The sequence below is a fragment of the Nonomuraea sp. NPDC048901 genome, assembly GCF_040649695.1.
Taxonomy (GTDB): Bacteria; Actinomycetota; Actinomycetes; order Streptosporangiales; family Streptosporangiaceae; genus Nonomuraea.
The window spans coordinates 190,947-214,849 of the sequence record NZ_JBEZFW010000004.1; the positions used below are offsets into that span (position 1 = coordinate 190,947).

At 64.8% G+C, this 23,903-nt stretch carries 18 protein-coding genes; 7 read left to right on the forward strand and 11 right to left on the reverse strand.

Annotation, left to right across the window (positions count from 1 at the left end; genetic code table 11):
- Positions 1–6 precede the first annotated feature (6 nt).
- Positions 7–1,563, forward strand: coding sequence for a protein kinase (locus tag AB0C30_RS14735; protein ID WP_357943428.1), 1,557 nt, complete (start codon positions 7–9; stop codon positions 1,561–1,563).
- Positions 1,564–1,690: 127 nt separating this feature from the next.
- Here the strand turns inward: AB0C30_RS14735 and AB0C30_RS14740 are convergent, their stop codons facing one another.
- Positions 1,691–2,275 carry a hypothetical protein gene (locus tag AB0C30_RS14740; RefSeq protein WP_357943430.1) on the reverse strand — a complete coding sequence of 195 codons (585 nt, stop codon included), beginning with the start codon at positions 2,273–2,275 and terminating at the stop codon, positions 1,691–1,693.
- Between the two features lie 1,335 nt (positions 2,276–3,610).
- Here AB0C30_RS14740 and AB0C30_RS14745 point away from each other — a divergent pair.
- Together AB0C30_RS14745 and AB0C30_RS14750 are read left to right on the forward strand one after the other, a co-directional pair.
- Complete coding sequence (locus AB0C30_RS14745; RefSeq protein ID WP_357943432.1) at positions 3,611–4,849, forward strand: helix-turn-helix domain-containing protein; 1,239 nt, start codon at positions 3,611–3,613, stop codon at positions 4,847–4,849.
- Between the two features lie 61 nt (positions 4,850–4,910).
- Positions 4,911–5,144: a hypothetical protein gene (locus AB0C30_RS14750; protein WP_357943434.1), complete on the forward strand. Its 234-nt coding sequence runs from the start codon at positions 4,911–4,913 to the stop codon at positions 5,142–5,144.
- A 290-nt stretch (positions 5,145–5,434) separates the two neighbouring features.
- Here the strand turns inward: AB0C30_RS14750 and AB0C30_RS14755 are convergent, their stop codons facing one another.
- The 3 genes from AB0C30_RS14755 to AB0C30_RS14765 form a co-directional block, all read right to left on the reverse strand.
- Entirely contained in the window at positions 5,435–5,839 is a 405-nt protein-coding gene (locus AB0C30_RS14755; RefSeq protein ID WP_357943435.1) for a hypothetical protein, read from the reverse strand.
- 15 nt (positions 5,840–5,854) lie between these two features.
- Positions 5,855–6,373, reverse strand: a complete 519-nt coding sequence (locus AB0C30_RS14760) for a hypothetical protein (protein ID WP_357943437.1) — start codon at positions 6,371–6,373, stop codon at positions 5,855–5,857.
- Between the two features lie 144 nt (positions 6,374–6,517).
- Positions 6,518–7,255 (reverse strand): MerR family transcriptional regulator, encoded by a 738-nt coding sequence (locus AB0C30_RS14765; RefSeq protein ID WP_357943439.1) that lies wholly within the window; start codon positions 7,253–7,255, stop codon positions 6,518–6,520.
- A gap of 230 nt (positions 7,256–7,485) precedes the next feature.
- On the opposite strand from AB0C30_RS14765, the gene AB0C30_RS14770 reads away from it, so the two are divergent.
- The 4 genes from AB0C30_RS14770 to AB0C30_RS14785 all read left to right on the forward strand — a co-directional run bounded on the left by AB0C30_RS14770 (position 7,486) and on the right by AB0C30_RS14785 (position 10,662).
- Complete coding sequence (locus AB0C30_RS14770; RefSeq protein WP_357943441.1) at positions 7,486–7,629, forward strand: hypothetical protein; 144 nt, start codon at positions 7,486–7,488, stop codon at positions 7,627–7,629.
- 119 nt (positions 7,630–7,748) lie between these two features.
- On the forward strand, positions 7,749–8,000 hold the full coding sequence (locus AB0C30_RS14775) for a hypothetical protein (protein WP_357943443.1): 252 nt from the start codon (positions 7,749–7,751) through the stop codon (positions 7,998–8,000).
- On the forward strand, positions 7,997–10,078 hold the full coding sequence (locus tag AB0C30_RS14780) for a hypothetical protein (protein ID WP_357943445.1): 2,082 nt from the start codon (positions 7,997–7,999) through the stop codon (positions 10,076–10,078). Before AB0C30_RS14775 ends, AB0C30_RS14780 begins: the two co-directional genes overlap by 4 nt.
- Before the next feature lie 38 nt (positions 10,079–10,116).
- On the forward strand, positions 10,117–10,662 hold the full coding sequence (locus AB0C30_RS14785) for a hypothetical protein (protein WP_357943446.1): 546 nt from the start codon (positions 10,117–10,119) through the stop codon (positions 10,660–10,662).
- A 189-nt stretch (positions 10,663–10,851) separates the two neighbouring features.
- Here the strand turns inward: AB0C30_RS14785 and AB0C30_RS14790 are convergent, their stop codons facing one another.
- The 7 genes from AB0C30_RS14790 to AB0C30_RS14820 all read right to left on the reverse strand — a co-directional run bounded on the left by AB0C30_RS14790 (position 10,852) and on the right by AB0C30_RS14820 (position 23,902).
- Complete coding sequence (locus AB0C30_RS14790) at positions 10,852–12,297, reverse strand: TIGR02710 family CRISPR-associated CARF protein (protein WP_357943448.1); 1,446 nt, start codon at positions 12,295–12,297, stop codon at positions 10,852–10,854.
- A 7-nt stretch (positions 12,298–12,304) separates the two neighbouring features.
- Positions 12,305–14,212: a hypothetical protein gene (locus AB0C30_RS14795; RefSeq protein ID WP_357943450.1), complete on the reverse strand. Its 1,908-nt coding sequence runs from the start codon at positions 14,210–14,212 to the stop codon at positions 12,305–12,307.
- A gap of 339 nt (positions 14,213–14,551) precedes the next feature.
- The gene (locus AB0C30_RS14800; RefSeq protein WP_357943452.1) at positions 14,552–16,942 is read right to left on the reverse strand and encodes an AAA family ATPase; all 2,391 of its coding nucleotides are present in this window, start codon (positions 16,940–16,942) and stop codon (positions 14,552–14,554) included.
- A gap of 10 nt (positions 16,943–16,952) precedes the next feature.
- Positions 16,953–18,407, reverse strand: coding sequence for a hypothetical protein (locus tag AB0C30_RS14805; RefSeq protein ID WP_357943454.1), 1,455 nt, complete (start codon positions 18,405–18,407; stop codon positions 16,953–16,955).
- A 97-nt stretch (positions 18,408–18,504) separates the two neighbouring features.
- Positions 18,505–21,774: an AAA domain-containing protein gene (locus tag AB0C30_RS14810; protein ID WP_357943456.1), complete on the reverse strand. Its 3,270-nt coding sequence runs from the start codon at positions 21,772–21,774 to the stop codon at positions 18,505–18,507.
- On the reverse strand, positions 21,771–23,171 hold the full coding sequence (locus tag AB0C30_RS14815) for a protein kinase (RefSeq protein WP_357943458.1): 1,401 nt from the start codon (positions 23,169–23,171) through the stop codon (positions 21,771–21,773). The genes AB0C30_RS14810 and AB0C30_RS14815 overlap by 4 nt, the downstream gene beginning before the upstream one ends.
- The gene (locus AB0C30_RS14820; protein WP_357943460.1) at positions 23,162–23,902 is read right to left on the reverse strand and encodes a PP2C family serine/threonine-protein phosphatase; all 741 of its coding nucleotides are present in this window, start codon (positions 23,900–23,902) and stop codon (positions 23,162–23,164) included. The genes AB0C30_RS14815 and AB0C30_RS14820 overlap by 10 nt, the downstream gene beginning before the upstream one ends.
- Position 23,903 lies beyond the last annotated feature (1 nt).

A 23,903-nucleotide genomic window follows, 5' to 3' on the forward strand; every position in this document is an offset into this window, starting at 1 on the left:
GACAACGTGTCGATTGAACCCGTCGCCGGGCGATACGAGCTGACCGAGAAGATCAGTACCGGCGGCATGGGCACGGTCTGGCGCGGCTACGACGCCGTGCTCGACCGCGAGGTCGCGGTGAAGGCAATCCGCACAGACGTGGTCACGTCCATACGAGATGCCAAGGAGCTCGCCGACCGTTTCCGTCGTGAGGCCCGTATCACCGCGCGCATTCGCCACCATGGCGTGCCCCAGGTCTACGACGCTGTTCTCGAAGAGCCCTATGACCAGCTCTACCTGGTCATGGAGTACATTCATGGCACCAGCCTGCGCTCCTATATCAGTCCTGGTGCTCTCCTGCCGATCCCCTGGGCGGCGGCGATGGCCGCACAGATCGCCACTGTCCTCTCCCACGCCCACGCCATTCCCGTCGTCCACCGCGACCTCAAGCCCGACAACGTGCTGGTCAGCGCGGACGGCACGGTCAAGGTGCTCGACTTCGGTATCGCCGCGATCCTCCGCCCCGATGTCCCGCAACTGACCAGACTCGGCATCCCGATGGGGACCTTCCAGTACATGTCGCCCGAGCAGACCCGAGCCCGTCAGGTCACCCCGCAGAGTGACCTCTACGCCCTTGGCTGTCTCCTCCACGAGCTGCTCACCGGCCATCCGGCCTTCGACGGCCCCACAGAGGACGAATTCGTCGAGCAGCATCGTCATTCCGGACCAACGCCGGTTCGCGTGCTACGCCCCGAAATCCCAGAGGATTTGGAGAAGCTTGTCCTCGAACTGCTGGCCAAGAAGCCCGAGCAGCGCCCGTCGGATGCCTACGCGGCCTACGTCAGCCTTCTGCCGTTCTTACCTCCACAGGGATCACCCGCGCCGCGGGGTGGCCCTCAGCTCGCCGGTTGTCCGGATCCCACCCAGATGTATCGTCGCCCGAACGCCCCGCGTCCGCCGGAGGCCGCCCCCAGCGTCCCCGAGCCGGCACCTGCTCTTTCTCCAGGCGGACTGGCCGATACTAACTTCAAGGCCGCCGTCGCCGACGCCAACCGTAAGGTCGACGAGCTCCTTAACGACGAACGCTACGTGCAAGCGGCAGACGCCCTCCAGGACGTAATCGACTCAGGTTCAACCGCCCTCGGAGCCCGCCACCCAAGGATCCTTGCCCTACGCAAGAGGAGAGCAGCGATTCTATTCGTCGGAGGCGATTATCGCCGATCACTCCCGGAGTTCGACGACCTCACCCGGGCTTATGAAGTCGCCGAGGGACCGACAGGCAACAACGTCATCGACTGCCGTCGCCACGCGGCCGACTGCCGCGCCGAACTTGGCCACGTCACCAGTGCGCTTCGGCAGTACCAGGACGTTCTGCGCCTGGTTCGCGCGAAGGAGAGCGACATCTCCCAAACCGCCATCGAGGTCCGGCGCAGCATCGGGACACTTCTCGCCAGCGAGGGTGATGTCACGGCGGCACACGAGATACTAACCCCGCTGTTCGACGACCTCCGCATCCTCTACGGACCAGACCACGAAGAAACACGAGAAGTAGCAGAGATGCTTGGATACCTTGCGGAGGGGTAACAACACGAACCTGCCTACGTACGATCTTCCGGGCCTGGCCAGCGGAGTCCACCGAGGAACATCGGCTGACATCGACGCCAGCCAATGCGGTACAGAACCTTCCGCCTTCTCAGTGCGATGATTGGCATCAAGATAGAAGCCTCTTGAGGGCAGGCACGGCAACTTCTAGCGCTGACTCACCAAATGCCTTCTCCTTTATTCGAAACCTATGGAGTAGGCCATTCGTGGCAGCATAAGCGGGAGGAACCGGAAGGGTGCCGTCAGTGCGACGATCTGGATCAGCATCCACTTCTAACAACCCGAACCATTGCAGAACCTGATGAGACTGATACGCGTCGCGCCCCAACCCATAGCTTTGCAGTCGTTCCCGGCTCTCAATCTTTACCCACCCCTCGTCTTCGGGAAAAGCATATAAATCGCGATGGTGTGCTAAAGAAAGAAGCAAGAGGAGCTCGGTGTCTTCTAGGATATGTATCCACCCATTTTCAAACAGGCCGTACGGAACGCCAAATTGATCTGCTTCTCCTGGTCTTGGCACGGCATACCGCACCGGGTCACCAGTCGATCGCGCTCCGCCTTCGTCCAGTAACTGAAACTCCTCATATCTGCCAGATCTCTCGCGTCTACGAGGCAGATATACGAGCTGATTCTTATCGCTTGCCAAGCTGGCCAGGGCCGATATCACACGTCGATATTTTTTGTCTGCGACCATAGGGGTCGTTTCTCTCCTAGGCTTCGGCAAGGCCAGGAGATCAATCCACCCGGTACTTGATCCCCCATCCCGCAGCGGCAGCCGATTGGCCGGACGCGTCCCGGCGCCAGAGCCGAGCTGGGCGACGCAGAGGGCAATTAAATACAGCCGCAAAGCCATACCGTTCGGTGATACAACGCGCGCAGCGGGGGGCCGAGCGGCCTCAGGTGGAAGTACGCGAGCCGAAGATATGCGATATCGAATTAAGTTTTCCTTGTATGCAAATCGTGACCTAATGGCAACGTTTCGTAGCGGGCGGCGCTGTTGCTGCCTCAGCTTCACCCGGGCAGCTTCCACCGACTCGACCATCCGCTGAAGACGCTCGACTCGTCGCTCCAGCTTCTCCTGATCCCTCTGTCTCACCTGATCTCCTTGCAGGCACGTTCTCTGAGCGACTTACGGCTCTTTCGGAAGTTGTTTTGACGCCTTGATCCGCCCCTTTTCTGTGGAGGGGTCCACCACGAGGTTCTCCATGTTCAGGGGCCTCTAACTGGCGGGTCAAGACGTCGGGCAAGTCGAGTCGCGAAGAGACATCCCAAAGGGCACCATGTGATTCAGCAGAAATGCGTGTGACCCCCGGGGTACCGCCCGGGGGTCACAGATCCAGCGCATCCACCCAAGTGCACCAGGAGGAGACGCCGCATGCCCAGGGTACGACCTAACCCTCATCCCAAACACCCGCCGCCTCTGCCGCAACGCTGGTTCCTGATACTTGCTGTTGCAACGGCCATCTCGGCTCTCGTGGGCCAGGCCGAAGGACCCACAGCAGCCGTGATCGTCGGTCTGATGGCCGTAGGGGCTCTTCATAAGATGCTCGACTAAAGTCGGCTCGCCCCACAGCTCACCGCGGGGCGACGGTGGAGGCGGAGGGCAAGGGAGCGCGGTGGCGCGCCTGGCCCCCGCTTCCTCTCCGTCAAGATGGCCAATCCGGTGTGTTCGGCGCGACCTTCTGAGTCGTCACGGAGGACTCTGGCAGAGATTGCTCTTTACGTGGTCTGCCCGTAGATGACGATGCTCTTGTCTCGGCTGATGGCGTTCATGTGGGGAGTCTGCGTGTGGGTGGTGTTGGCCGCGACCGGCCGAAGAGCCGCAGCGCGGCCAGCGCCCGCCCACGCGCGGCAGGTCGCCGCAGGCGGGCTGCCCTTGAAAAAACCGTGGAGAAAGTTCTCATCCAGTCAATCATCGATCTTGTCCTGTCCCCCGTTGCCCTGTTCCAGGACATGCACGTCAGGCGTTCGCTGGCAGGCAAAGGGGGTGCATCGTAGCCTGAGGATGTCACCTTCCGGGAGGCAGGCTGTGGACGACGACACCAACGATTCCAGTGCACCGGTACGCACTATCGGCCAGCGCATTCAACACCTGCGTGAGCGTCGGGGCATGACCCGTGAAGTCCTCGCCGGCCTGGTCGGTAAGTCCGAGAGTTGGTTGAAGGCCGTCGAGCACGGCCGCCGTCAGCAGAATCCCCGGCTGCCGATCCTGCTGCAACTCGCTGAGGCCTTGCGCGTTCGCGACCTAAGCGAGCTCACTGGCGATCAGTCCATACCTGTGCGGATGTTCACCGGTTCCGGCCATCCGGCACTGAGCGCAGTCCGAGAGGCCGTCAACGCCGTACCGATCCAGCCGCGCGGCACCGTGCAGCCGCTCACCAGCCTTCGGGCACGACTCGATGCGGCGTGGCGGATCAGGCATGCCTCTCCCGATCATCGCACTGCCCTCGGTGATCTGCTCCCCGACCTGATTCGCGACGCCCAGCTGGCCGCCTGGATGTACCGAGGCGAGCACCGGCGCACCGCCCAGGCGCTGCTCGCGGAGACCTATGGCCTGACTCAGATGTTCGTCGCTTACCAGCCCGCGCCGGACCTGCTGTGGCGGGTGGCCGATCGGGCGCTGGCCGCCGCGCGGGAGTCAGAGGATCCGCTGGCGTTGTCGTGTGCGGTGTGGTTCCTAGTTCAGGTGCATCGGGAAGCTGCCGACTTCGACGCCGCGCATGAGATCAACAGGCAGGGGATGGCAGCCATCGAGTCGCACATGGACGACCCGGGTACGGACCTGCTCGCCATGTGGGGGGCGTTGTTGTTCGAGCTGGCGTTCACCGCAGCACGTACCGGCGACATCGGTGATGCGTGGCGGCATTGGGATGAGGCGGCGCGGGTCGCGGATCGGCTCCCTGACGGTTATTACCAGCCGTGGACCTCGTTCTCGCGGGTAATTATGCGCCCGCACGCCGTCACCATCGCGGTTGAGCTCCATCAGGGTGGGGAGTCCGCGCGGCAGAGCGACCACGCTGAGTCCGTACCTATTCCGTCCCGTCCGCGACGCGGCCGGCATCTGATCGAGGTTGCTCGTGCCCACTTGCTGCAGCGAGACCACGCGGCGGTCCTCGGTACGCTGCAGCTCGCGCACCAAGCTGCACCGGAGACCATCCGCTACAACGGCTACGCGCGCCGGATGACCCTTGACCTGTGCGAGACGGGCCCGGCCGCTCTACGGCCGCAGGCACGGGAACTCGCGGACCATATCGGCCTGATGATCTGACAGGAGCGAAGGGATACAGAGTGTGTCCCTTCGCTTACGCTACGGCTTCTACGGTCGTCGCATGTCACCTGAACAGGGTTCTCACGAGCGCTACGACCTTGACGTTCTTCGTGCGGCGTTCCCGGCTTGGTCGCTGTTCTGTAGCGATGCGGGTGTGTTCTACGCGACCTTGCGTGGTGTCCGTCTCAGGGATGCCGATATCGACAGGGGTTTGCGGCAGACGGTGAGTGCGGACGATGCGGAGGCTTTCGTGTCGTTGCTGCAGGATCAGACTCGGATGGCGGTGAGGTCATGAGCTGTCTGCCTCCGCAGTTTGACTATCACGGTCCGCATGTGGCGGCTCCGCAGGCAGGGGCCGTCGAAGTGGAGTGGACGCCGGTCCGGCCCCGCGCTGATCGCTTGCGGGTTCGCGGTCATACGTGCGCGTGTAGGTACCCGATGTTCGAGCTCTGCACGGCCGGCGGCCTGTGGCTCGTACGGCATTACCCGTTCGATGAGCCTGCGGACATCCTTGAAAGTGCGTGGATGTCCGCTTACGCTGCGCGGACACTGTGGATGCAGATCCTTACCGGTCAGGCACGGTGACTACGGGGTGGCCGTGCGCTGTTTGAAGAGGGTGCTGACAGTTTGCTCGGCGATCTCATGCGGAGCGGCCTGATCCGTGTGGCAGAGGCAGAAAGACAGGTCCTCGTCATTGGCACGGCGCTGCTGGCCTGCGACGACGGCCAGTGCCTTCATCACGTCATCGGTGACGACCTTCTCCGCGCGCTCGACCGAGAGCTCGTGCACGATCCTGAACTGCTCCTCGGCTTCTTTGAGCCGGTTGCTCGCGAACAGCACCCGGCCAAGCACGTAGCGGGCCCGCAGTTCGCTGTCGGCGTCGCTGATGCGCTTGGTGGTGGTCAGCACGCCCCGCCTGCCCTGGTCGAACTCGCGGGTGTGGCTGCCCGCGTCGGCGACGCTGCTGCCGATTATCGAGATCAACCGCAAGCCATGTTGACGAACTCAACAGTTCAGCCGATGCCGCACGAAATCCGAATGAGCGTCGCCGACGTCGATGCCGTTCTCGTCGAGATTGTTGACGATTTGGAAGCGACCGCTATCGAAGACAAACTCCACGGCAACGGTGCCGTCCGCCAGGTCGAGGCCTGAAGGTCGCCACTCGAGCAGAGCGACCTGGGACAGTTCCTGACCGACGAACGGCTCTAGTCGTTCGTCGGCGCACGACCACTCAGGCGTGAACTCCAGCGACTCCCAGCCTGTGATCGCCGTCGTGATGTCTATGGCGTTCCAGCCGATCGACAACTCGTCAAGTTTCCAGTGGCAGATCTCTATCTGCATGCCGTCGAAGTCCAGGACGACCGGGCAGTCGGCGAACCAATCCCCATCCTCGGCGAAACGTACGAGCGCAAACCCGGTCAGACGACGCCCGGCAAGCGCAGCCAGCCGCGATCCGTGCTCTTCGCGGATCGCGGCAACCCCGACCAGGAAGATCGGCTCGAAGCCGGAGATGCCCATCCTCACGACAGCCGATTCTCCCGATGTCTCGGTCTACTGGCCACCCGAAACTCGTCGGAGACTCCATGCAGCTGCTGGGCGGGGGTCGACCACGTAGTGTGTGCGCCTGCCGCGCCCCGACGCTTCGGGGAAGGCGGCTGACCCCATCGGTCACGCTTGGTAGAGCCAGATCCAGTTGCCGCTGGGGTCACGGATCGCCGAGCAGCGGGGGATTCCTTCGGCGTCGTGCGGGGCAACGGCCTCGGTTGCGCCGGCGTTGATGGCGCGGGCGTGGTAGGTGTCGATGTCCTCGGTCAGCAGCCCGAACGTCGACGTGCCTGGCTGGTCCATACGCTCCTGGCCGGCGATGAGGTGTACCAGGAAGAAGTCGTCCTGACCGTATGTGCCGAACAGGAACGCGGAGTAGTCCGCTTCCTGGGTGCGCCGGGCCACGTCGTAGCGGAAGTCGAACGCCTTGACGTAGAACGCGACCGCGGTGTCGAGGTCGTCAACGGCGATCTTGAGCTGGATGGGTCGGCAACCGGCCTGGAGTACGGGCATCGTGATTCCTTCCTGCAGGAAGCGGATGGTGTCGCCGATCCTGGCGGTCAGCAGGTCTTGCTGACGTTGCAGGCGGCGCTGGTGCCGGGCCAGGACTTGGCGGGTCGTGGCTCCGGTTTGGTCGTCGATGACCTGGCGGATGTCCTCGATCGGTAGGTCGTCCCATCGCAGCATGCGGATCTGCCGGGCCCGCTCGGCTTGCGCCATGCGGTACCGGCGGTACCCGGTGGCGGGGTCCACTGATGCCGGCGACAGCAGGCCGACCTCGTCGTAGTGTCGCAGCGTGCCGACCGACAACCCGGTCAGCCGGGCGAACCGGCCGATTGTCATCAACTCGTCGTCGTCCACCACACCACCATCGGACCTCCGGTGACCCGAGAGTCAACCCAATCCCTGGGCGATTCGTGATCGCGGGCCGACCTCGGCGGGATCCCTTCCTGGTGCTGGGTCACCGACGTGGGAAACGAGCCCCTCGTATCGGGTGATCATGTCCTCGGTAGTGAGTGTCTGCTCGGTCGCGTGGTCGCGACCGTCGCGGTCGAACTCGCTGGACGCGGGCCCAACGCGATGGTTACGCCGTGATGGCCAGGCTCGCGGCGGCCAGTTCGGTCAGGACGTCTTTGGGGCTGGTGATGTTCCCGCCTCCCAGTCCGAAGACAAGGCATGAGATGTACGCGGTGTCCGGGCAGGCCCTGGCCGTGGAGGTCGACCGGCTCGGCTGACAGGAATACCGTTTTTGTCCGGCGACATGACGCCGGGAATGATGGCATGGCAAAGTGAATCGGAGCGAATTTGAGACTTGAGGGGCACGGTTTGCGTACCACTTCGGTGGGAGGTCTTCATGGCTACTCGTGCCGAGTTGATGAACGCGCTGCGCCGCGCGCAGGAAATTTCGGACCAGCACTGGCATTCCCTGGACCGGCCGCTGCTGCAAATGTCGAGCGGACGCACGTGGACAGGGCCGGTCGCCGACAGATTCGGCGGTGACCTGACGCATCAGCGTGCGGAGCTGTGGCGGGGGCTTCGCGGGGTCATCGACCATCTCGACGAAACGATCTCCAATCTGACCGTGATGGGGCCGAGAGACGAATGACTTTCTCCTCGATCGACCCCAAAGAAATGCATCAGCTCGGATCCGGCGTACAAAATGTGGGAAAAGGCCTGACCGAATGTGCCGCGCAGCTTCGGGCGATTCTGAACGAGGTCGAACTCACGCACCCCGGAGTGGCGGCGATCGGCCGGATAGGGCAGTGGCTGACCGAGCAGGCGCCCGACCTCTACCGGCGGCGCGATCTCGCGTACGAGGCCGAGAAGGTCGACGTGGACGTGTTCGGCAATCCGCTCCCCGGGGCGGTCGTCGCTCCCGGGCTGACCCGGATCGACGAGTCGAGAATGATCCCGGCCAAGGTACGTGCCGAGGCGGCGCTGGCGGCTCCACTGTTCGCCGCCGCCGCACGCGGGGACGCGAACGCGCTGCAGAAGCTCGCCGCTTACAAGGGGCGGCTGTCTGACCCGCAGTTTGCCACCGCCCTCATCGAGCAACTCGGCCCGCGGGGTCTCCTCACGATCCCCGCCGCCATGGGGACCCGGGTGCGCAAGGCACTCGATGCCGATCGCGATTCGGCGGAGGCCATCCGGCGGCAGAACCGTGACGTCCTGTCCATGCTGAGCAAGGCGCTCGCCACAGCCACCGACGTGACCAAGGATGTGCATGTCGGCCGAAAATTTGCAGAGGAGTTGAAGCAGCAGGGGCGCGCGGAGATCGCGGCTCCTGACATGGGCGGGCTAACGAACTCCGGATATTGGTCACTCGGCCAGATCCTCGCGGCGGCGCCGAAACAGGCCTACAGCGAGTGGTTCATGAAGACCATCGGCCAGGACATGATCCGCTGGGACCGCGACTACCTGAAAGAGCATGGCGCAAGGTTCCTGCCCAAGGACACCGACGTCTACAACCTGCCCGCTCCCATCGACACGCAGCCGCTCCAGGACTCCGAGGCCATCGGCGCCGCGGACCCGATCGCCGCGTTGATGACGGTCGCGAGCACGTCGCGAGAGCGCGCCCAGGCACTGCTCGACGACAAGGACCTGCTGAAGTACCTGATGAGCGACCGGCGCCCGCAGTGGGAGATGGGCGATCGCGGTGAATCGCTGGGTGAGGCCATGGAAGCCGCTATGAAGGGCGCCGACGCCGATTCCAAGCGACTGGCCGCCAAGGCTGCCCAAATACTCGCCGACGATGTGAAGCCGCAGGTGTCGTTCAACGACGCCGGGGTGGTTGAGATCAAGAACCCGTCGGAACTCGATCGGCTCTCCGGCATCCGCGACAACATGGGCCGCATCCTGTCCGAGCACGCCGACAACGTCGTGTTCTCCTACTTCTGGAACCAGCAGCGGGCAGCCGACGACGAGCTCACGGGAAATGTCGACGGGAAGAACACAGCGCGCTTCAGCCCGACCGACCTCGATCTCGTCATGCTCGATGTGGCTGGCGACGACCAGGGTTACCAGGGCCTGCTTCGCGGAGAGATCGCGGACATGCGAGGCAAGATCGATCAGGCGTTGGCGACGGGTGACAAGAGAGGGCTGAACAATGTGATCGCGCTCAACTCCACAGCCCTGGGGCACCTGGTGGAGGCACGCAGGATGGCGCTCGTCGGTCGAGGCAAGGAGGCAGACGCGGCGGACGCGGAGTTGCGGAAGATGATCCAGGACGGAATCGGCCTCGTTCCGATCCCCTTCGCCGAGAAAGCTGGCAAGGTGGGACTCAAGGCGGTCGGCAGTATCTACGAGACATTCATCAAGGACGGCTACACGAAGGCCGGGGACTGGCTCGTGGAGCAGAGCGGCCACGCCGGCGGAAAAACGGACAAGGCATTCGGCGATGCCGCCTCGAATGACATAGCAGCTCAAGAGCTGGTGAAACAGATGCTCGCATCGTCTGCGGTGGCTCATGGAACTTATGATCGTAAGAATCTCGTGGGGCCATTTTTGATCGGTGACCCACCGAGGGTGAAGGATCCGCGCGACATGAATAAAGACGAATACGAAAGCTTCATGCGCTGGATATCTAATAAGACTACGGTTCCGGCCGATTTCAAGGAAGCGCAGCAAAGCGCCTCCGTAGGGGCCAAGGAAATCGGCGACAACCTCAAGGCCGCAACCAAATGAGCAGGCTCCCAGGATGGCTCTGCGGGGCCGCGACGGTCATGATGATCGTCGGATGCACGGCGGACAAGCCCGTGGCCGATCCGACGCATGGCCCCAGCCCCGTGCGGGGTTCCGTCGCCGACCGGCCGCCCTACCTCTGCTATTTCATCCCCCAGGCGGTGGTGGCTGAACTGACGGGCTACACCGGTCCCTACAAGGCTGGTGACGATGAACGCAATCCTGTCAGATATGACTGCGTCATCTCGAACGAAGAGCAGAGCCTATTCATCACAAGTTACGAGGTCTCAGGCTCCCGGAGAACCATCGAGCAATACCTCGAATGGGCGCAGAAGAGCAATCCGGCTGAACTGCCTAGAGAACTGGGCAAGGGATTGATTGCTGACTTCGAGGTCCGGCTCAATCCATACCGGACGGTGGAAACCTGGTTCCGCTGTGGATCCAACAACTCGCTCATCGCTATCACGGTCAAGCAGAATTCCGCACGAGATCAGGACTACGACCTTATTCAGCTCATGAAAATCGCTCAGGGGCGGTTCGCTGAGATGTTCAAGTGCAAACCAGACGGTCCGCCATCCGGCAAATGACTCAGTCCGATGCCAGGCGCCTGACGTACACGTAAGGAGAGCGACGGCCTACTGCTGGCGCGGCGGTCGCTCTCCAGGTCGTCCATCCAACGGATGCTGGCGCTGATAGGTCATTCGCAGAAGGAAGAAGAGTGCCCCGGCGGGCTTCGAACCCAATGGTTGGCCCGGCTTACGTCGCTAATGATCGGATCACCGGTCGGTGTCCACGAAGCGGAGCCTCTGGCACAGAGCCTGCACGTCAGTTGGCGGGCCGTGTAGCTTCCAGAAGACCGTGAGCAGGTGCTTGGCCCGAGCGCTAAGCTTGTCCGACTGGGCGGGAGAGATCGTGCGGTAGCCATGGGCTAGCACCGAGTCGTTCCGGACCGCGGCGAGGTCGCGCAGGCTCTTGACCGATGACGGCGTGTGCAACCCCGCCTGGCTTATGAAGTCGTCGCCGAGAGCATACAAGAGCAGCACGGCTGTCCTCAGGTCAACATCGGCGGGCAGCTCCGCGCTGCCTTGGGCGCCGGTGTCGGACATCGCCCTGCGGTAGGCGCGGGTGAGGTCGTCGACATCGCCGATCAACCGGTAGTCGGCCTTCTTACAGCTGAAGCCGGGAAAACGCAGCTCCAGGCGGCGAGCCAAGCAGCCTTCGACGGTTCGATAGAACAACAGAGCTGCGAAGTCGTGCCGCCCGATGGCCTGGTAGTGCATACCTAGGACATAGAAGCAGACCAGCAGTCTGTTGAGGTCGGGTGGCTCTGTGGTGAGTGAGCGAAGAAATGCCAGTTGCTCAGTGATCCGGTCGCAGGTCTCCGACGTGAGGTCCCGATAGGCGGCGAGCGCGCCTTCGACCGTCGCGATGCAGTCGGGCAGGGCCGACAGGTCCAGATCGCACCATGTTCGGTACAGCTCGCTGAGTGCACGCATGAAGCGGGCGCGTACAGGCTCGGCGATCTGCTCGCATAGCTCTTGGTATTGGGCGTGCGCGCTGCCGAAGGCCCCGTTCCTGAAGGTCTCCAGAGCTGCCGCCATCTCCTGCTCCCCGAACAGAGCCGTTGGGTTGTCGAGGAGAAGCGGTCGCTCGTCCCCGGGAACGACGCGGCGGAACTCCTGATCGTACTCACCGTCGAGGTAGCAGATGCCAAGGTTCAGCTGCCAAGCCGCCAGCGCGGCTGCGGCGCTCATCACCTTCTTGCCGCCAGTGATGTCTATTACCGCGGACAACCGCCTGCTGTTCGGCATCGCGGAGCGGTCTAGCTCTGCTTTGACCTCTCGGTAGACGCCCTGTGGATCGGTGGGCTCGACGGAGCGGTGTGAGAAGTCCTGGAAGCGAAGCCGCCCGGGCCCAATGACTCGGCCCGCGATGAAATCCACGCTCGCGTTCGCCTGCTCCGAGTAGATGACGAGTAAACGCCGGGGACGGATTAGCTCGTAGGCGAGGATCGTGGTGAGCGGTGAGAAGCCGCTCATGCTGATCAGCAGATCGACCGGGCGGCGCAGGGCGCTGTTGCGCTGGCGGACCCGCGTCACCATGTCGTCCAGCATCGTGTCGAGGAAGAAGGCCGTGGCCTGATCCGAGGGTGAGCCCGCACCCCAGGTGTCCTCGCCGCGGAGGATCTCGCGAATCTTGATGTCGGCCTTGGTGGAATCCATGTCTTTCCTATTCGCCGTTGGAGGGATCGGCTCCGCCGACCGGATGATCGGGCGGAGAATCGTCCACGTCGCATCGATGGCACGGCCGCTCAGCGCGGGCGCCCTCGTTTCCGCATCTCCCGCAGTTCGGGCAGATGTAGAAGGTGAACTGGCCGGCTCGCTGACAGGAGGTCGCGAGGATGCCGTGGCCTGACGCCTCGACCGGGCCGGGATCGCTGCTGAGCTGGGTTCTGCGCAGCTGAACTGTGGGGAATGGGGCCTTGCACCATCTGCAAGTCTGTGTCCCCCAGTCGTTCCTACACCGAGCGCAGGCGATCCGGAACGTGCCCTTTCTCAACGTGAACTGATGCTCCGCTTCCGCTTTCTTCCCGCACACGGGACATATGCTGAGCCGGTCCAATACGCCGAGGGCGGCTTCGAGCTCCTTATGGAACATCGCCGCCGCGCTGTCCCGCTCCCGTCGTCTGGCCAGCGCGCCCCGCTCGCCGGACCACGCCCTCATCAGCCCGGTGACGTGCTCCAGCTCGGCCTGAGCCGGCGGCCTGAGTACCATCAGCTGGTCGAGCTCACCGGCGCCGAGCCAGGTGCCGCGCCCGGCCAAGATCTTCTCACCCATTTCCGCCGGGCACCGGACCGCGGGAGGATAGGCGGCTGCGTCGGGCGCGACCAGCGCCCACTGCACCGCCCGTATCATTCGCTCCACGCTGTCGATCTCGGTTGGGGCCACCGGGAGGATGCCAGCGGCGGTGCCTTCGCGTACGTCGTTGCCGACCGTGTCGATTCGGCTGAGGAGGCGTGGCGGCAGCGTCCGTTGCTCTTCGCGCGTGCCGGGATAGACGATGATGCGAGCAGGGCCCCCTTCAGGCTGAGCCGTCGCGCCGGGGTCGTCGAGGAACGCGTGGAGGGCCGCTCTGGAAGGCTCGGCGGCAAGCGGATGTGGCAGCGGCACGATGATCAGTACGCGGGCACCGTCGCGGAACAGCTCGAAAGTGCCGTCCGGCTGGTTGCGCAGGACGACCACATCGCCGGACGGCCGTGCGTAGACGACGTCCTGGCTTCCGGGGACTGGTGGTCGCTCACTGGTCGCCCGATATCCCAGCGCGCCGAGCGAACGAGCGATGAGCAAGCCGACGAAGCGATCGAAGCCATCGCAGAACTCCCGCAACGAGAACGAGGCGTCGATGTCCGCCTCCCTGCTCGCGCGCGCCCAGGCCCGCCAGAGAGCGCCAACCCGCCGGTATTCCTGATGGTGTGTGAACAGGTTGGTCTGGCGCAGGTCGGAAGGGAGTTCGCCGTGGCGCCGCAGGCGCCTGTTCTGGCAGAGGCGCGAGGCGCGCAGCCGCTCCAGTCTCGCCCGGCGCTCGCGGGTCCGCCGCAGCAGGTCACTCGCGCTGGAGCGGAGATTGTCGGAATCGGAGAGCTGTCCTAGCGATGAGACGAGCTCTCCCAGCAACGAGGCCAGCCGCCAGGTGGTCCACCAATGACGGTCGTTGAGTTGCCCGGTGAGCTCCTGCAGGTCGTCCAGATCTTTGAGCATGTCGAGCGCGGCTTGGAGGCTGCTGCGGCGCCATTCGAGAAACGCGAGCAGGTGATCGACGAGCCGGACGGCCACCTGGTTCTCGTACAGATCGACGTCGGGTTCGTTGTGCACGCTCAGCAGGCGCTTGGGGTACACGCCGCGAATCGTGCGTCTCTCCCAGTCCTCGGTATGGGCGGCCAGATGGGAGAGCGCGCGGGGTGCGGTGCGCTGGGCACGTGACAGGGGGTCCACTTGCTCGACGCGTGACAGCCGCGCCTCGGGACGCAGGCAGACTTGTTCGAGGTGGCCGAGGTTCGCATCCATCTCGCGTTCCAGCGCGGCGATCGGATCACGGCCGTGGGTAGTCTGCAGACGCGTGATCAGGTCGGTGGCCACGGGGAGCACTGCGGCCCACCGGTCGTACCCTGTGCCGGGGGACTGTTCCATGGAGGAGTCGGTGGCGGCGTCCAGCTCAGCGGCAATCGAGATGGTCCGAGTGGCTATTACGTACTCCGGCATCGCATCTTGACCGAGTGAGCCTTCCGCCACGCAGCCCTCGGCGGCGGCCGACCATTTCGCCGCCAGGTCAGGCAGGATGTGCGCGTATGCCGCCGTCGCGCGTCCGTTGACGAGTCCGGGACCGGCGAGCTGGTAACGGCCGAGCAGCGGTCGGCTCGGCAGCCGCTGCAGCCGCCTTCCGGTCACCCGGTCCCAGAATCCTTCGCCCATGTGCGCTCACTCCTGCGTCATGAGCTCGTCGAGCAGGGCCCGGGTCGCGATCGGCTCACCGGCTCTGCTCTTGTCGAGCTTGGGCCAGCGCTCGTCGGCCAGTTCGCGCAGCTCCTGGAGTTTTTCCGGGCGCAGGTTGTAGCGGCCGCGGAGCTTGCGCAGGATGCGGGTGGCCAGTATGTGGTCGGCAGCCTCCCCGTAGGAGCCACCGGCCGCGACCACGATCGGGGCGAAGTCTCGGATCTGCTGGTCGAGCCGGGGTCCCCAGCTGAGCTTGAAGTCGGCAAGCACCTGGGCGAAGTTCTCTCTGAAGAAGGTCACCACCAGGTTCTGATCGGCGCGCTGCGCGGTCCAGGCCTCGGCGAAGCCCTTCATCAGGGCCTTGCGCGACAGCGGTGCTCGCGCGGGACATTCGGCGATCTCCAGGTCGGGCGGCGCCACGGGGAGCTCGATAATGTGGGACCTGTCATAGGTCTTGTCTGCGAACTGCACCGTCGTCTCGTCGTGGTTGGCGGTGCCGAAGAACCACACGTTGTCGGGGACAGGCAGTTGCACTCCTCTCTCGATGATGAGCAGGTCGGCTAGAGGGGTAACGGGATGCGAGGTGAGCTGCAGCCGCAGCGGGGTGCCCTCGTTCTCCAGGCCTGACAGGATGTCGGCGAAGTACTGCTCGGGGTGAGCGAGGTTCATCTCGTCCAGGATGACGAAGAAGGGGCGCTGGAGATGGGCTGCGCAGCCAGCGCGGTAGATCGCTTTGGTGAAGCGCGTCTCGTAGTAGCGGCGTTCGAACGCGTTGAGGTGGCCGATGAGGTCCTGCCGGTCGCGCCATCCCGCCTGTACTTCGATCACTTCATAGTCGGCGCCGATGGCCTGGGCGAACGCCTTGGGGAACGTCGTCTTGCCGATGCCGCTCATCCCTTGCAGGATGTGTAGCCTGGTCGTCGCGAGACCGGCGAGCAGGCATCTGATGTCCCTGCCGGAGTAGGCCAGCGGGGTCTCGCCGCGCCGGTGTTTCCTGTCCGCGAGGATCCGCTGCTGGATGTAGCCGACGAGTTCCTCCAGCTTGGGCGGTCTGTTCTCGACCGGCGCTGGCGTTTGTAGGGCGGCAGTCTCGTCGAGTTCCTTCATACCTGGGAAGGGCGACGCCGCCTCGGCGCTGCTGAGCGCGTCGTCTAGATCCGAACGGGCGTCCGCCAGCAGCTGCTTGTGCACTTTTACCGAGTGCTGCAGCATGTCACGGTGCTCGCGAAGCTGTTCCAGTTCGGTGACTGCAATGGTGTAGGAGCTCAGGTCGTTGCGCAGCCGGGCGTTCTCTAGTTCGAGCCGGCCTTTCATCACCTGGCACTGGCCGTGTTCCGCTTTTAGACGATCCAGCTCCTCCACGTCGAGCCTGCTGGGAAGTGCGCTGAGCCGTTGCTGCAGTGCGGCGTTATCCGTGGTGAGCTGTTGCACCCGCCTGCTGAGCGCCTCGGGTGCTTCGTGCCCCGCACGGCGCAGTTCCTCGTTGTGCTGCTCGACCTGCACTTCGAGACTGCGCGCGTGCTCGACCGCTGTCTCGTACTGCACTGTCCGCTGGCGAAGCAGCAGCTCCAGCTTTTCCAGCCGGGCGGCCACGGCCAGTTCGGCTTGCTGATGCAGATGTTCGCGATCTTCCTCCTGAATCTCGTCCGCCGCCTGCAGTCGTCGCTCCCAAATACGTAGACGCCCTTCCTGCGCTGCCAGCTCTGCGCGTTCGCGATCGAGTTCCGTCCGCGCCCGCTCCTGGGCCTGGCGGAGCTCGTCTCGATCCTGCTTGAGCTCTTCGTTCAGTTTCTTGCTGCGCTGCCGGAACTCCTCGCGAAAGTGTTCGCGGTCGTGCTCGATATCCTCCAGCAGCTTCTCCCGCTGTTCTGCGAGCCGATGCAGAGCCACCCGTTCCTGCTCGAGAAAGCCCGCCTCCGCGTCGATCCTGGCGGTTTCGATCTCGTAGGCCCGCTGGTTGAGCTCGCGTTCACGCCGGTCCAGGTGAGCCCGTCGCTCCGCGGACTCTCGCCCGGCCTGGAGCTGGCGCCGTCCCTCCTCCTCCAGCTCGCGTCTGGAATCAGCCAGGGACTGTCGCTCTGCCTTGATGCCGAGGGCGTCCGCGCGCAGGGTGCTCTCCTGCTCGGCGACCCGATTCGCCTCCTTTTCGAGCTCCCGCTCCCGTCGCTCGAGTTCGGAATTCGCGTTGTGGTACTTGTCTCTAGCCTTGCGGTAGAGGTCGGCCAGCTCCTGCGCCTGCTTCCACGCTTCCTGCGCGTCGGTCAGCGCGACGTCGTCCGGCACCGCGGACACCGGATCGGCTTCGACATCCTCCTTCTTCGCGACGTTCTTCGCTGGCCCCTCCGCCTTTTTGAGATCACGCTTGAGGAGCTCCACTGCGGGGTTCTTACGCACCGGTATCTGCGAGCTGTTGCGGGATCGGGGCATCGAGGGTTCTTTTCCTTGTGGTTGATGGTGAGAGGAGAGCTGAAACGGTCCAGTAGACCAATTCGAGGACGTCCGTTGCCCTTGGCTGTGTGGGCTCCAAGTCCTTCTGGTGGGCACCGTCGTTGCGCAACTGCGCCACGCCGTCAAGGAGATCGCAGAGGTAAGGGACCTGCTCCAGGGCCGACCGGAGCGGGTGGCCGGGGTGCTCAGCGGCCGCGAGTAGGGCTGTCACCAGGCCGGCACGGAGCGACGGCAGGTATCCGGCCGCCGCCCTGGCCACCTGATCGCTGCTCTGGCGCGTGAGGCCCATGGGCAGCGGCGATTCGGCGGCGAGGATCCGCACAGCGTCGCCGAGGCGTTCCGCCAGAATCTCCGGTCCGAGCTCGCCGCCAAGCATGCTGCGGTAAGCCTTGTTCAGCGGATAGGTCTCGTACACCTGCGCAAAAACGTGCTCCAGCAGCTTTCCCGCGTCGTTGACCGCGGCCTGTCTGCGCCTGCCGCCGAACCCGCCTAGGGCTTCGGCTTCGGCGAGGCCGGCCTCGATCTCGGTTAGCAGCCCGAAGACCTTCGCGTGCTGCGGGTCGCTGATCCACGGCCCCGACCGGCTCTCCACGCGATGGGCGGCCTGGGCGCGTTCCCGGCGATACTCCTCCTGGCGGAGCGCGGCGTCGGCCGGATCCAGCTCCCCTTCCAGTTCGGCGATCAGTGCGGCCAGCCCCGCGTCGTCCGCCGCCCTGGTACGCATGCGGTCCTTGAGCCAGGCACTGGGCCGGTGGGTGAAGGGATCGAGGACCTCCCAGTCACCGCCGGACAAGGCGTCCTCCGGCAGGCGCAGGCCGGCGATCAGCAAGACGGCCTCGGGCCTGTCCTCGATGAACGAGACCCGGCCGACGTGTGCGGAGGGGACCCGGTCCCGGACGGTGCCCTCATGCTCGGTCTGAGCCCTGAGGGATTGCCGCGACGCCGCCAGGATAGCCTCCGGGCTCGGGCGCCGTGGTCGTGAGAGGTCCCGGACGTAGGGGACAAGGGGCAAGACCGATGGCGAGTCCCGTCGGAGTTTCGCACGAAGTTGCGGTTTGCCGCCGGATCCGTAGTCCACGTTCGCGTACGCGAGCTCCTCCCGCACCGCAGGCCACAATCCCTGCCCTGCTGCATCGCCGAAGGGGTCTTGAAAGACGTGAACGACCTTGGACATGGAGATGTCCCAGGCTTCTCCCTTGAGCGCGGCGGTGCCCTGCTCGGTGAGCCTGCCCTGTCTGTCGACGAGCCGTCTCTGGTGGAGCATGAGCAGCACCTGATTGCAGAGGTCGGGATGGAGTTGGGTGAGCTCGGCGAGCTTCTTGGAGTCTGTGACGCCTGCCTGGCAGAGCCGGGCGACGACCCGCTCGAAAGCGTTCAGTCGCCGTGCCGCCAAGTCGGGGGCGAGGACTCGCCAACACCAGGCAGGCCATAGCAGCCAGCGGCAGCCGGGCGGCGCGGCACGCAGCCCGCCGAAGTCCAGGATCAGGCTGTCAGACGCGAAGGACACGGCCGTGCTCTCCCTCGCACAGAGTCTTGAACTCGACGAGTCCCCGCACCTCTCCACCCGTTTTCTCTGGACTGAACATCGCGGCGTCACCGGCCACGATGAGCAGCCGTTTCTGCCGACTCATGGCCACGCAGAGGCGGTTGGTGAGAAGAAGGTGCCCGTATTTGGCACGATTCGCGCGCGGCTGCCCTCCCGGCAGATCGTTACTCCGGGTCACGGACAGCAGGACCACGTCGAACTCGCGCCCTTGAAAGGCGTCCACCGTGCCGACGTGGAGTCGTCCCACAAGCTTCTCCACTGGCTGGTACTCGCCGGAGGGCATCTGGGTTGCCAGGCCGACACCGTGCAACGCCGCCCAGATGAGGTTGACCTGGGCCCGGTAGAACGTGATCACCCCGAATTCGACATCGGGCGACGTCTCTGTCACCAGCCGCTTCAGCTCGTCGGCGATCCAGTCGGCCTCGGCCGCACGAGATTTACTGCGCCCGCTGATCTCTGGTCCTGAGCGCTCTCTGCTGATGTCGGCCCAGACCGCGACCGCATCGCCGTAGCGTTCGATGCCGTGTCTCAAATTCTCCGTGTCCGGACCATTGTCTATTGCAGTGTCGTCGGAGTAGAAGGCGTCGCTGACGAAGGAGCCGAGAACCGGATGCATCCGGAACTGCTGGTCGAGGGTGATCTCCCGCCGGGAGAGCCCGCTGTCGGCTCGTGCGGTACGTAGATAGTGGAAGAGCCGCTCGAACATGCTCTGCCGGAGCGCCTCCAGGGTTTCGGCCTCCGCCGAGGATTCCAGATCCTTCTCGATGTCTGGCTCCAGGAGGTGCGGGAGCTGCCGGTGGTCGCCGACCAGGATGATGCGCCGTCTCGACAAGCAGAGCGGGATCATCAGATCGAGGGGATTGGCACGGGCGGCCTCGTCGACGATGACGGTGTCGAACATGATCCCGTCACCCGTGTCGCGGATCTCGTCGGCCATGGCCTTCGAACTCGACTGTTGGCAGGTCGCAGCGAGCACGGCCGTGAAATCTCGGATTGCGCCTGCGATCGCCTCGGTGTCGTATTCGAGCTCCTCGAGGAAATGCTCGATCGCGGCCGCGGCCCCTTCACCAGACGTAGAGAGAACGTGGCGTAACGTCCGCACCACGTCATCGAGCAACTCCATCAGCTCGTCGTCGATGGTCGTTGGAATAGGCGCGGCCATCGGCGCGGTCAGGTCGAGCAGCCGATCCCTGAGCACGACGAGCCGGTCCAAAAACGGCGGCACGCTGTCGCCCTCCCAGTCGGCTGCCGCCTCCAGCAGCCTGACCTCAGCGGCGGACAGGTGACCGTAGGCGGTCAACCGAAGCAGCGCCTTTCGTGCCATGTGCGGTCCGTCATCGGTGAAGGCGGCCGGATGCACACGGAGGCCGGAGATCGCGCGCCGAAGCGGCTCGAGATTCTCCGCGTCGGGCCGGGATACCTGGGGCTCCGTCATCAGGTTGTCCCGAGCGGCTACGAGCCGCGAGCGCAGAACGATTGGCAGCCGATCGCCCACCAGCCGGTCGATCTGTTCGAGCATTTCCCGGGTACGGGGCGGTGAGGGCGGCTGTTTGCCGTAGCCGATCACCAGCGACTCGACCTGCCTGACCGCTTGCATCAGCTCGCCCGTCGGCGACCGGTCCGCGCGCAGGGCCGTGGTCATCCGCTCACACCATTCCCGAACCTGGCGGTCGTCCTCCTTGCGCCGCCGTGAGCTGACTTTCACGGCGGGCAGTCCGAGCACCTGGGTTCGTCGGGCTACCTCGTCAACCGCTTCGTGCTGGAAGCTCGTGAGCAGCACGCTGTGCCCGACGTCTCCGGCCTTCTTGCCCAGCTCCACGAGGCATTCCTCGATCGCCGTGATGACGCTGGTCTTACCGGTGCCTGGTGGCCCCTGGATGAGGGCGATGTCCGGCGTGTTCAACGCAATTCGCACAGCCTCTTCCTGCTTGTCCGTGAATCTGCCTGCGTACTGGGCGAACGCGGCCAGCTCTCTCGGCCGGATCTCCCTGCTCCCGCGGCGGGGCGCCTGTACGGGGCGGCCCTCTAGCAGCGGGCCGAGATGCGGCATCGGCGTACGCATCCCGACGATGCGCTCACGTGCCCGTACCTGCCGCTTCAGCCGCTGCCTGTCGCCTAGAAGACTGAGGAAGATCGAGCCTTGCTCGGCCGGTGGGGAAGGGTCCTCGTGCCATTCGGGAGCACGCAGCTCGACGGTGTGCGCGGCGGGGTTGATACGCACGATGGTCCCGGTGAACCCGACATCCGGTCCGCGCCCTTGGATCTCCAGTGCGCCGCGCAACAAGTCCTCGGGTGGTTCGGCGGCCGCCTCGAGTTCGATGCGCCCCTCGCCGAGTCGGCCAAAGAAGTCGATGCCGTCCTGGGGTTCGAGATGGAAGCGGTACGTCGACTTGTCGATCTTCTTGATCTTGGTGTAGCGGGCGAACCCAAGACCCAGCGCACGGGAGAGGATTTGCTCGCGCTCGCGCTTGCTGTAATCGTCCCAGTAGTTGAGATATTGCCGCCCGCTGCTGAGCAGTTCCTGGAAGGCCGCGCTGTGCTCCGTGCGGAACGTGGTGGTGAATCGGGCGTCGTCGAAGGCAACCTCGGCTTCGACCACCGTCAGCGCTACATTGTGCGAACTTTTCGCAGCGGCGCGCCGGACGGTCTTCACCCGGAAGCGATCACCCTGCTTGTCGATATGGGCGATGGTGGATTTCCCGTAGAGGGAGAAGCCGCCACCTCCTGCCGCCACCGCGTGGGAGGGCCCGGCGGAGGCAAAGAGCCGCCGCGACGAGCGGTCGGCGTGGGGCAGCAAGAATTCCGCCTCCAGCCAGGCCAGCGCGCGTTTCATGGTCATCTTCCCTGAGCGCGCCCTCGTGAGGGACCGCAGGCTCTCGTCGTCTACTTCGATGATGAGCTTGTCGTCCCAGCTCACCGCCTGCGCGAACCGATGAACTCGAACGGTGAGCGGACTACCCTTGGCGGCGTTTGTGACCCAGGCGATCCTGGGCAGGTTCGTGTCCATGACCAGGTCGAGAGCATCCTGGTGGGCTGGCTCGGCGCCGGCCACGCGCCAGGCGGACTCGCCAGCGCGGAGCATGACCACTCCTGATTGCGCCGACGTCAGCAAGGTGATCTCGTCACCCACTACCGCTCCGGTGGAGAAACCATCATCAGGGCTGGTCAAGTCGATCGTCGTGATCGCGCCATAGGGGAGTTGGGACAGCTTCACGACGGTCCTCCGGGGTTCACCATGAAACAGAGCCACCTGTCGGGCCGGTCTTTCCTGGCGACGCGCACGCTCCACATGGCGCGGTCCACCACGGCCGGGAGCTTGCCGACCGCTCCGTCGGCGAGCGGCTGGGAGCGCACGGCGTCCGGTGACACGATGTTGACGACCTGACCGGAGTAGTTGGCGATCAGCAGATAGCCCTCGCTCCAGCAGAGCTGGAACATCGGGCGGCCGGGATTCGGCACCTCGCCGAGCACCGTTCCCCGGGTGAGGAGGATTTCCTGGTTCTCCACGGCGAGCACGGTTGCGCGCTCGATGGGCCGGAGGCTGTTGTCCGTTTCGCCGACGGTGGGAGTTGGCATGGAAGCCAGGTCGAGAAAGACCCACACGCCCAGGGTGGCGGGCCGGGGCGCATCATCGCACCATGGGCATCTGTCCTGGGAGGTGTAGTAGTAGTAGGTCATGCCGCAGGCCGTACACGGCACGGTGGAGGACAGCGCCGCCCGGAAGGCTGTGGCCCACCGACCGATGCCCGGCCGGTGTTCGCGCTGGCGGAGTCCGTCCACAAAGGTGAGTTGGAACAGGCTCTTCAGCTCGGGTCCGAGCACCAGATCACGGGGCTGTACGCCGCGGGTCGACCGGTTCGACGCGTCGTTTGGGTGGTCGATCCAGGGATGAGCGCCGTTGAGAGCGTTGAGCTCATCGTCCTCCAGGCCCTCGTACAGCTCGTCGCCGACGAAGGGATGGTCGAGGGTAAGTAACTCGTACGCCACCACGGCGAAGGCAAAGGAGTCGCTGAGAGTGTTGGCCGACCATCCGGAAGAGCCGAGCTCCGGTGCGGAGTATCGAGGGGTGTAAACGGTATGGCCAGACGCCCCGGTAAAGGTCAGGTTGTCGGTGTCGATTAGCCAGATGTCGGAGCGCTGGACGTCTTCCGACACGAAGATGTTGGCTGGCGACGGATCCTGGTAGATCAGCCCCCGAGCGTGCAGCGAAGCGAGCGCGTCAGCCACGCCGGCCAGAATGGCCAGCCTGCGGCGGAGCCCGCCGGTGTCCCGGTAGTGCTCGGCTGCGTGTTCGCCCGGCCGGACCTTTGCTACCCGACTGCGGGGCGCCATGCCAGAGACCAGCTCCATGACGTAGCCCGTCAGCGGCGGGGCGAGAACGTCGATGGGGCGGGCCAGTGGCAGCCCGTCGACCGGCAACCGTCGGAGGTCGCGCAGCCTGATCGCCCAGTCGCGCGTGGACCCCGCCCCGGTCTCCTTCAGCAGCTTGACCGCATGGCGGCCACCGGCGACCTCGTACACGGCTCCCTGGCCGCCGCTTCCCAACTCGCGCACGAGCTCCAAGGTGGTGCCGCTGGCCGTGCGCACCTTGCGGGGCAGCTCTACAAGCACGTCACACCGTCCTGTCCCCGCCAGTGCAGCGCCAGGGTCTTGTCGTCGTAGTGGCCGGCCGTGGGCCAGTCGCGTAAGGCCGCGCAGAGCCGCCGATGGCGCTCACCTGGGGGGAACGGCCCGAAATCCCGATCGAGCTCCGCGATGAACCCGCTGAGCGCCCGCGGATGGAGATCGTCGGAGACGCCGTCGGTCGCCAGAAGTATGCGCGAGCTGGCAGGCAAGGAGGGCAGGAGACGACTGTGCCAGACCGGGGCAAGGTGGGGCATGCCGAGACCGCTGGTCTCGTTGCCGAAGGTGTTGTCCTCCGGGCCCAACACATCGGCCGTCGTATCGCCGCCGACGACGATCAAACCATCACCAATCTGTCCCAGAAGCGTCGCGCCGGACGGATGGATGAGCGAGAACAGAACGGTTGTGCTGCACTCACCCGGATCGCGTGGCGCGATTTCGTCCAGCCATGTCCGCTCGAGCAGCCGGAACAGCGACTCAGGCTGAGGGAGATTCGGTGCCCCGAGTTCGCGGACGGCACGATATGCGGCCCGGCAGGCCGCCAAAGCTCCCTCGCGACCGTACGCGCGCGAGCCCAGGCCGTCTGCCACTACGACGAGTGAGCCGAACCGGCCACGGAATCCCTTCCACGCATCCTGCTTGGGCACACCTGCCCGTCGATGAGCGGGCCCGCAGACCGATGCCCCGAACCATGGCCGGTTGACTGAAGTCACGGTCATT

What these genes read in the sequence shown, in the direction of transcription:
- AB0C30_RS14785 (WP_357943446.1), top strand. Translation starts at nt 10,117, where the DNA reads ATGATGATCGTCGGATGCACGGCGGACAAGCCCGTGGCCGATCCGACG.
- AB0C30_RS14780 (WP_357943445.1), top strand. Translation starts at nt 7,997, where the DNA reads ATGACTTTCTCCTCGATCGACCCCAAAGAAATGCATCAGCTCGGATCC.
- AB0C30_RS14750 (WP_357943434.1), top strand. Translation starts at nt 4,911, where the DNA reads ATGTCACCTGAACAGGGTTCTCACGAGCGCTACGACCTTGACGTTCTT.
- AB0C30_RS14820 (WP_357943460.1), bottom strand. Translation starts at nt 23,902, where the DNA reads ATGACCGTGACTTCAGTCAACCGGCCATGGTTCGGGGCATCGGTCTGC.
- AB0C30_RS14790 (WP_357943448.1), bottom strand. Translation starts at nt 12,297, where the DNA reads ATGGATTCCACCAAGGCCGACATCAAGATTCGCGAGATCCTCCGCGGC.
- AB0C30_RS14775 (WP_357943443.1), top strand. Translation starts at nt 7,749, where the DNA reads ATGGCTACTCGTGCCGAGTTGATGAACGCGCTGCGCCGCGCGCAGGAA.
- AB0C30_RS14740 (WP_357943430.1), bottom strand. Translation starts at nt 2,275, where the DNA reads ATGGTCGCAGACAAAAAATATCGACGTGTGATATCGGCCCTGGCCAGC.